General features: G+C 74.1%; 9 protein-coding genes. 5 read left to right on the plus strand and 4 right to left on the minus strand.

All coding sequences use genetic code 11. The annotated features are described in order from the left end of the window. Window positions 1-847 precede the first annotated feature (847 nt). Window positions 848-1,873 (plus strand): hypothetical protein, encoded by a 1,026-nt coding sequence (locus tag ACPCUX_RS12880; protein WP_137280951.1) that lies wholly within the window; start codon window positions 848-850, stop codon window positions 1,871-1,873. Between the two features lie 11 nt (window positions 1,874-1,884). Next, window positions 1,885-1,986, plus strand: coding sequence for a DUF3418 domain-containing protein (locus tag ACPCUX_RS12885; protein WP_114553055.1), 102 nt, complete (start codon window positions 1,885-1,887; stop codon window positions 1,984-1,986). 46 nt (window positions 1,987-2,032) lie between these two features. On the opposite strand, the gene ACPCUX_RS12890 is transcribed toward ACPCUX_RS12885, so the two are convergent. Together ACPCUX_RS12890 and ACPCUX_RS12895 are read right to left on the minus strand one after the other, a co-directional pair. Then, window positions 2,033-2,509, minus strand: coding sequence for a hypothetical protein (locus tag ACPCUX_RS12890; RefSeq protein WP_423388914.1), 477 nt, complete (start codon window positions 2,507-2,509; stop codon window positions 2,033-2,035). A gap of 92 nt (window positions 2,510-2,601) precedes the next feature. Further along, window positions 2,602-3,450 carry an endo alpha-1,4 polygalactosaminidase gene (locus ACPCUX_RS12895; protein WP_423388915.1) on the minus strand — a complete coding sequence of 283 codons (849 nt, stop codon included), beginning with the start codon at window positions 3,448-3,450 and terminating at the stop codon, window positions 2,602-2,604. 282 nt (window positions 3,451-3,732) lie between these two features. Here ACPCUX_RS12895 and ACPCUX_RS12900 point away from each other — a divergent pair, with 282 nt between their 5' ends. The 3 genes from ACPCUX_RS12900 to ACPCUX_RS12910 all read left to right on the plus strand — a co-directional run bounded on the left by ACPCUX_RS12900 (window position 3,733) and on the right by ACPCUX_RS12910 (window position 5,930). Then, window positions 3,733-4,938, plus strand: a complete 1,206-nt coding sequence (locus ACPCUX_RS12900) for a beta-ketoacyl-[acyl-carrier-protein] synthase family protein (protein ID WP_423388916.1) — start codon at window positions 3,733-3,735, stop codon at window positions 4,936-4,938. Window positions 4,939-5,039: 101 nt separating this feature from the next. Next, window positions 5,040-5,618, plus strand: a complete 579-nt coding sequence (locus tag ACPCUX_RS12905; RefSeq protein WP_423388917.1) for an O-acetyl-ADP-ribose deacetylase — start codon at window positions 5,040-5,042, stop codon at window positions 5,616-5,618. A gap of 93 nt (window positions 5,619-5,711) precedes the next feature. Then, the gene (locus tag ACPCUX_RS12910) at window positions 5,712-5,930 is read left to right on the plus strand and encodes a PspC domain-containing protein (protein WP_211932630.1); all 219 of its coding nucleotides are present in this window, start codon (window positions 5,712-5,714) and stop codon (window positions 5,928-5,930) included. A gap of 64 nt (window positions 5,931-5,994) precedes the next feature. On the opposite strand, the gene ACPCUX_RS12915 is transcribed toward ACPCUX_RS12910, so the two are convergent. Together ACPCUX_RS12915 and ACPCUX_RS12920 are read right to left on the minus strand one after the other, a co-directional pair. Beyond that, a complete protein-coding gene (locus ACPCUX_RS12915; RefSeq protein WP_423388918.1) occupies window positions 5,995-6,843 on the minus strand; it encodes an ABC transporter permease in 849 nt (282 codons plus the stop codon). Beyond that, window positions 6,840-7,750, minus strand: a 911-nt coding sequence (locus ACPCUX_RS12920; RefSeq protein WP_423388919.1) for an ATP-binding cassette domain-containing protein, incomplete at its 5' end; no start/stop codon positions are given. The genes ACPCUX_RS12915 and ACPCUX_RS12920, both read right to left, overlap by 4 nt.

Raw genomic sequence — 7,750 nt, forward strand, 5'->3', positions numbered from 1 at the left:
GCTCCGCAGCCCGGACGAGCTCGTCATCTACCGGGGGGTGCCGGCGTCAGAGCAACCTCGTGGTGGTGAGGGTGTCGTCGCGCCGGGGGCGACGGGCGCGGGCGCGCACGACCGAGACACCCCGGACATCCCTCCTGGACAGGTCGCCGCGCTCGTCACCGTCCTCGCGGTTCTCGTGGGACTACCGGTCGCGGCGTTCCTCGGGGTTGCGACCAGGCTCTCCGCGGCGACCCGAGCACGGCGGCTCGCAGTCCTCCAGTTCCTCGGTGCGTCGACCTCGACGATCCGTAGCGTCAACATGCTCGAGGTGACGACGCTCTCGTTCATCGGGTGGCTCGGTGGAGTCGCAGTCTTTCCCGTCGTCAACCGGGTCGTCGCTCGGTCCGGGCTGCTGGGCACGACCTGGTTCGCCTCCGACACAGAGCTCACGGCGGCGACGGCGATCCTCCCCGGGGTCCTGCTTCTCACGCTGGCGGTCGTCATCGGTCGACGGATCGAGACCGGGACGGGAACACGGGCGGAGATCCGGCAGGCGGACCCCGCGCGCACCGTCTCCGCGTGGAGACTGGTTCCTCTCGCGTGCGGCCTGACGTCTCTCTCCGCTCAGGTCGTCACGGGGGCGCTTCGCCCCCCCGGGGTGACGCCCGTGCGCCTCGACCTCCTCATGTCCACGGCCGTCGTCGTGACGGCGGCCGGGCTCGCCGTCGCGATGCCCTCCGTCATCCGTTGGTCGGGCCGTGTCCTCGCGGTCCACGGGAAGACGGTCTCGGCACGGCTCGGCGGAGCGCGAGCCGCCTTCGACCCACGTGACGGCGCACGTCTGGTCGTCGCGCTCGCGCTCCTCGTCATGGCCGCAGGCGTGACCATCGGTCAGACACGGGACGCCCGTGCCGTGAGCGTCCCCACCGCCGCGGTCGTCCCGGTCGCCGTCGACGTCTCCGAGCTTCCGGACGGCGGAGCGGCCACGCTGCTCGACGAGCTGCCCACCGCGGCGATCGGGTTGGCGGCGAGCGATCCCGCGTCGCCGGAGATGCGCCTGGCCGCCATCGCGCCGTGCGATCGCGTGGACGCCTTCCTCCGCGCCGTCGGTGGGGCGTCGGTTCCCGGCTGCGTCGACGGCGCGGTGCTGACCTCGTCGATCGACGAGGACCCGTCGTCCGTCCGGGTCGACGACGTCCCGGCGATCGCGTCGCTCGCGGAGAACCTCCCGCATCGCGGAGTGCTCCCCGAGAACGTCGCCGGTCTCCTCGCCGAGTCAGGTGTCGATCTGCTCGTCACCATCGATCCGGCTGCCGTCCTCGATGCCGTGGCTCGTGGCCCCGTCGTCACCGAGGCCGGTGGGACCGCATACGCGACGAACGTCCAGCTCGTGACGGCTGTTCCGTCGGCCGACGTCGCCGCGACGCTCGCCAGCATCTACCGGACGGCCCCATACAGTCAGCCCACCGCGACAGGACTCGACCCTGACAGTGGACGCAACATCGCGATGATCAACGGGTTCGTCCGGCTCGGCCTCCTCCTGGGGACGGTGATGACGGTGCTCGCCCTCGCTGTCGCGTTGGCGGATCGTGCGACGACGCGACGCCGCCCCGACATGAGTCTGCTGGCCGCAGGTGTCGACGCATCCACCCTGCGAGCGGCTCACCGCTGGGAGTCGCTGACGACCCTCGGGACAGGAGCGTCGCTCGCCCTGCTCTGCGGGGTCCTCGGCGGCCTGGCCTGGCAGTACGCGGGCGGTCTCGTCCGGGAACCGGACTGGGCGTCGATCGCCGTCCTTGCGGCTCTCACCGTCGCCGCCGTGGTCGGCGTGGCCGTGACCACCGCAGCCATGGCACCGCGTGACGTCGACATCGAGTCCCTGCGTACGACGTGAAGGGCTGAGCAGTGCCTGAGCTGCGCGTGTCGCTGTTCGCGCAGCAGCGCGGCACCGACGGCCCGGTGAGCGAGAAGCGCATCCGCACGCTCCTCACGCCCGACGGCTGGTGACGGCTCGATCGCCGGCACGGCCTCGACGAGCAGACGGAGGGGCAGGCTAGAGCCTGGGGAAGTCGCGTACCTCTCGCCGAAGTCGGCGCCGTCGCACGCGCCAGAGAATCTCGGCGGTCTGCCGCTCCATCCAGATGCCGTCGCTGCGCTCGTCGGGCGAGTCGGGGGCGAGCACGAGCTGGCTCCGTGTCTGCGTCGAGCCGGCAAAGGTCAGGACGAGGCGGCTGGGTCCGCGGACCGCGGCGACCGCGGTGGCCAGCCGATCACGAAGCTCATCCGGCTTCTCGTCCTGCTCGTACTCGAACGTCACCCCGAAGTGGGAATCGAGCTGCAGCGCGAAGACCTCCTCGCCGCGGTGGACGAGCACGCGCGCGACACGCTCAGGCGCTCTGACCAGCCTCATCACGACGCAGAGGGCGTCGGACACGTCGTCGTCGAACTGCCACACGATGTCGTCGTAGCCGGCCATCAGCTCCGGGACGAGTGCCCGGAGAGCCGCCCCGGTCGGGGTCTGTGCGCTCACACCGGACAGTGCACCAGAGTGCCGGGGCGACCGCCACGGCTCGTCGGCCGCCTGCAGCCGACGCTGCCGGCCGACACTCGTCGACACCGCGGTCAGCACGACGCGTAGACGTAGCCCGGCTCGTCCGGGCCGACGAGATCGCGGTCGCGCAGGACGGTGAGCGGGGCGCGGTCGTCGCGGGCGCAGACGTCGTCGAAGGTCAGGCCGGCGTCGGCGAGCGCGTCGGGGTACTCGACCTGGAGCACGTGGTCGCCGTAGACGTCGGTGTACGCAGCGCACTCGTCGAAGACCGCGCACTCCTCGGTGACGGCGAGGTCGAAGCCGAGGTCGTCGTGCGCGACGGACGCGATCTCCGCCGCGTTCTTCTGCGCGACGGCGAGCCCGGCGTCGTGCGCGAGGTCGACGTACGCGCGGGCGAGGGCGTGGGCGCCGTCCTCGTCGACGGCGTCGAACCGCGTCCAGGTGTCGAGGTTGTCGAGCTCGACGGCGTCGAAGCCGGCGTCGGCGCAGCCCGTGACGACGGGCCCGAGGATCGCGAGGATGCCGTCGCGCTGCTCGGGCGTGGAGGGGTCGAGGACGTGCTCGTCCGGCCAGTCGGGGTCGACGACGAGCGTCCCGTCGGCGTCGTGCAGGAGCAGGTCCTCGTGGCCGTCGAGCCACCGGTCGGTCTCTCCCGGCTGGGTCTGGAAGCCGTTGACGTAGCAGACCGAGTACACGCCCGGCAGCGGTGCGGCGGTCGCGTCCCGCACGACGACGTCCGGCCGCACGGGCCCGTCCCCCGCGTCGACCTCGTCGTACGCGGCGCCGAGCTGGTAGTCGAGCACGCCGTCCGTGGGCGGCAGGGCGGGTGTCTCCGCCCGGGCAGAGGCCGCGGGCGCCGGGGACGCGGGGGCGGTGCACGACCCGGTCCCGAGCACGACGACGCCCACGGCGACCGCCACCACGGCCCGGTGGGCGCGCCGTCGGGCAGCAGGCCCTCGCGTCCCCGCACGGTGCACCGCGGCTCCCCCGCCCTCGTCCAGCGGCCTCCCCGACGGCGGCCGCTGTGCCGACCGTACGCGGCCGGCGGGCGCTCGCGGCAGTCGTCCGCCGCTCCTGCCGGGATGCGGGCGTGCGCACCGTCACACCTGCGAGGGCGACAAAGGCCGCCGCGATGACTTGGAATAAGACCCATCGACCACACCCGTCGCCGTTCTCGGCGGCTCGGCTGCAAGGGGCACACCATGACACGAGTCGTCGTCAGCGGGTACGGGGCGGTGACCCCGGTCGGGCGCACCGCCCCCGACACGTGGGAGGCGCTGCTGCGCGGGGAGCCGGGCGTGCGGGCGATCGACGACGACTGGGCGGCCGAGCTGCCCGTGCGCATCGCCGCGCGCGTCGACGACGCCTTCGCCGAGGCGCTCTCCGTCCGGGAGCGGCGCCGCACCGACCGGGCGGAGCAGCTCACGCTCGTCGCGGGCCGGGAGGCGTGGGCGTCCGCCGGGTCGCCCGACGTCGACCCGACGCGTCTCGCCGTCGTCGTCGGCTCCGCGAACGGCGGGATCGCGACGACGCTCGACCAGTCGCGCGTCCTGCACGAGCAGGGCCACCGCCGCGTTTCCCCGCACACCGTGACCATGCTCATGGCCAACGGCCCGGCCGCGTGGTTGTCGATCGACCTCGGCGCCAAGGCCGGAGCGCGCGCCCCGATCAGCGCGTGCGCGGCGGGCTCGGAGGCGATCACGATGGGCCGCGAGATGATCCTCGCCGGCTCGGCGGACGTCGTCGTGTGCGGGGGCGTCGAGGCGGGCGTCCAGCCGTTCTCGCTCGCGGCCTTCGCCGCGGCCCGCGCGATGTCGACCCGCAACGACGAGCCGGAGCGCGCGTCCCGGCCCTTCGACGTGGACCGGGACGGGTTCGTCATGGGCGAGGGCTCGACGCTCCTCGTGCTCGAGCGCGAGGACCACGCCCGGGCCCGCGGGGCGGTCGTGCACGGCGTCGTCTCGGGTGCGGCCCTGACGTCGGACGCGTTCGACATCGTCGGCGGCGACCCCGAGAACCAGGCCCGCACGATCACGATGGCGCTGCGCTCGGCGGGCCTCGCCCCCGAGGACGTCGGGCTCGTCCACGCGCACGCGACGGCGACCCCCGTCGGGGACGTCAACGAGGCGGACGCGCTGCGCGCCGCCCTCGGGATGCCGCCGCCCGTCACGAGCACGAAGGGCGCGACGGGCCACCTCCTCGGCGCGTCGGGCGCGCTGGGCGTCCTCGTCGCGCTCCTCGCCCTGCGCGACGGCCGCGTGCCGCCCACGCTCAACGTCGACACGCTCGATCCCGCGATCGACCTCGACGTCGTGCGGGAGGCGGCCACGACGTCGGCCCGGCACGCGCTCGTCGACGCGTTCGGGTTCGGCGGGCACAGCTCGAGCGTCGTGGTCTCGCGCGACTGACCGGGGTCGCCGAGCACGAGGTCGCCGTCGGGGAGGCGGCCAGAACGCCACGGACCCCGTGGTCGACGGCGAGCAACCCCGTCCCCGGGCACGATGGAGCGATGGACCTCGACGCACGCCTCGCCGACATCACGACGCTCGACGTCGACGCGATCGTCAACGCCGCGAACTCGTCGCTGCTGGGCGGCGGCGGGGTGGACGGCGCGATCCACGCCGCGGCCGGGCCGCGGCTCCTGGAGGAGTGCCGTCGGCTCCGGCGCACGACCCTCCCCGACGGCCTGCCCGTGGGCGACGCCGTCGCCACCGACGCCTACGACCTCCCCGCCCGCTGGGTCGTGCACACCGTCGGGCCGAACCGCTACCGCGGCGAGACGGACCCCGCGCTCCTCGCGTCGTGCTTCGCCCGCTCGCTCGACGTCGCGGACGAGCTCGGCGCCGCGACCGTCGCCTTCCCCGCGATCAGCGCGGGCGCGTACGGCTGGGACGTCGAGGAGGTCGCCCGCGTGGCGGGGGACGCCGTCCGCGGCTGGTCCGCACCCGACCTCTTCGACGAGCGCGCCCGCCCGACGGCGGCCCAGGACCCGGACGGGTCGCGCCCCGGGCCGGGCGTCGCGGCCGTGACGTTCGCCCTCGCGACGCCGCGGGCGCTCGCGGCGTTCCAGGCCGCCCTCGCCCGCTGAGCCCCGACCCTCGGGGTCGCCGCCCTGAGGATCAGGGTCGGGTCGGGGGACCTCCGGATACCGGGGCGCCCGGGTCGCTCGTACCGTCGAGGCATGAGCACCTCAGACGCCTCCACCGCCGCGTACCGCCCGACGCTGTCCCGCCCGCGCCACGGCCGGATGATCGCCGGCGTGTGCGCCGGGATCGCCCGCCGGTTCGGCTGGGACCCGACCGTCGTCCGCATCGTCGCCGCGGTCTCGATCCTGCTCCCCGGCCCCCAGGTCATCGCGTACCTGATCCTGTGGGCCCTCATGCCGAACGACCGCGACTGACCCCGGCCGACGCCGGGCGGACGCGACGCCGGGCGGACGCGACGCCGGGCGGACGCGACGCCGGTCAGACGTCGCGACGTCGCAGGAGCAGGGCCGCCACGGCGAGCGGCACCACGGTCCAGACCCCCAGGGCGAGGGCCGCGGCACCGGGCGTCAGGACCTCGACCCGGCCGGCGTCCGCCGCGGTGACGGCCATCATGGCGGTGCCGAGGTTCATGGGCAGGAACCGGACGACGTCCTGGACCCCGTCGTGGGGCACGAACTCCGTGATCATCGGCACCACGAAGAGCAGCGTGGCGAGCGTGAAGATGGTGCCCGCCGGGTGCCGCAGGATCGCCCCGACCGCGACGGCCAGGACCGCGACGCACGTGAGGTAGCCCGCGCACGCGAGCAGCACCCGCTGCACGACCCGGTCGCCGAGGTCGGGCACGAGGTCGTTGCCCGCCAGCAGGGGCGCGGTCACCAGGTAGGACGCCGCCAGCCCGACGACCGCCACGACGAGCGACGCCGCCGCCACGACGACGACCTTGGCCCAGAACGCCGGGAGCCGTGCGGGGACGGCACTGAAGGTCGACCGGATCATGCCCGTGGAGTACTCGGTGGTCATGCTCAGCGCACCCAGCACCGCGAGCGCGAGCTGCGCGAAGATGTAGCCGAGCACGAGCGTCTGCACCGTCGAGACGCTGCCGAGCGCGCCCGCCTCCTCGGGCCGGGTGGCGGCGAAGTTCAGGGACGCGGCCATGACGACGCCGAACAGCATCATGACGACCACGGTCGAGCCCATCGTCCACCAGGTGGAGCGCACGGAGCGGAACTTGACCCACTCCGACCGCAGCACGCGGCCGAACGAGAGGCGGGCCGTCGTGCGGAGGGTCGTCGCGGGAGCCGGGGCGGAGAACGTGGCCGTGGTCATCGTCGGGCTCCTTCGAGAGCGGTGGGACGAACCGTGTCGTCGGGGTCGGCCGCGGCGGCCGCGGGCTCGGTGCGGTACTCGACCGCGTCGGCGGTGAGCCGCATGTACGCCTCCTCGAGCGTGGACGTCTCCGGCGTGAGCTCGTGGAGCACGACGCCCGACGCCGCGGCGAGCTCTCCGATCCCCGGCGCCTCGGCACCCTCCACCTGGAGCAGGCCGGGCTCGTCCGAGGTGACCGTCGCGCCGTCCTGCGTCAACAGCTCGGCCAGCCGCGTGGCGTGCGGGGTGCGGACCCGGACGCCGCGCCGGGTGCCGCCGTCGACGATGTCCTCGACGGCGGCGTCGGCCAGGATGCGGCCCTTGCCGATGACGATGATGTGGTCGGCGGTGAGGGCGACCTCGCTCATGAGGTGGCTCGACAGGAAGACGGTGCGGCCCTCGGAGGCGAGGTGGCGCGCGAGGTTGCGCACCCACAGCACGCCCTCGGGGTCCAGGCCGTTGACGGGCTCGTCCAGGATGAGGGTCTTGGGGTCGCCCAGCAGCGCGGACGCGATGCCCAGGCGCTGGCCCATGCCGAGGGAGAAGCCGCCCACGCGCTTCTTGGCGACCGGCTGCAGGCCGGTCATCTCGATGACCTCGTCCACGCGCTTGGTCGGGATGCCGTGGGTGGCGGCCATCGCGAGCAGGTGGTTGTAGGCCGAGCGGCCGGTGTGCACGGCCTTGGCGTCCAGCAGCGCGCCGACCTCGGTCAGCGGTGAGCGGTGCTGGGCGTAGGGGCGCCCGTTGACGGTGACGGTCCCGGCGGTGGGGCGGTCCAGGCCCATGATCATGCGCATGGTCGTGGACTTGCCCGCGCCGTTGGGGCCCAGGAAGCCGGTCACGGTCCCGGGACGCACGGTGAACGAGA

Origin of the sequence: Cellulosimicrobium sp. AB352 (genome assembly GCF_049538415.1) — a bacterium.
GTDB classification, from domain to species: domain Bacteria; phylum Actinomycetota; class Actinomycetes; order Actinomycetales; family Cellulomonadaceae; genus Cellulosimicrobium; species Cellulosimicrobium funkei.

Excerpts from the sequence above, each read along its gene's own strand:
- ACPCUX_RS12900 (WP_423388916.1), top strand. The coding sequence starts at position 3,733 with ATGACACGAGTCGTCGTCAGCGGGTACGGGGCGGTGACCCCGGTCGGG.
- ACPCUX_RS12905 (WP_423388917.1), top strand. The coding sequence starts at position 5,040 with ATGGACCTCGACGCACGCCTCGCCGACATCACGACGCTCGACGTCGAC.
- ACPCUX_RS12910 (WP_211932630.1), top strand. The coding sequence starts at position 5,712 with ATGAGCACCTCAGACGCCTCCACCGCCGCGTACCGCCCGACGCTGTCC.
- ACPCUX_RS12880 (WP_137280951.1), top strand. The coding sequence starts at position 848 with ATGGCCGCAGGCGTGACCATCGGTCAGACACGGGACGCCCGTGCCGTG.
- ACPCUX_RS12915 (WP_423388918.1), bottom strand. The coding sequence starts at position 6,843 with ATGACCACGGCCACGTTCTCCGCCCCGGCTCCCGCGACGACCCTCCGC.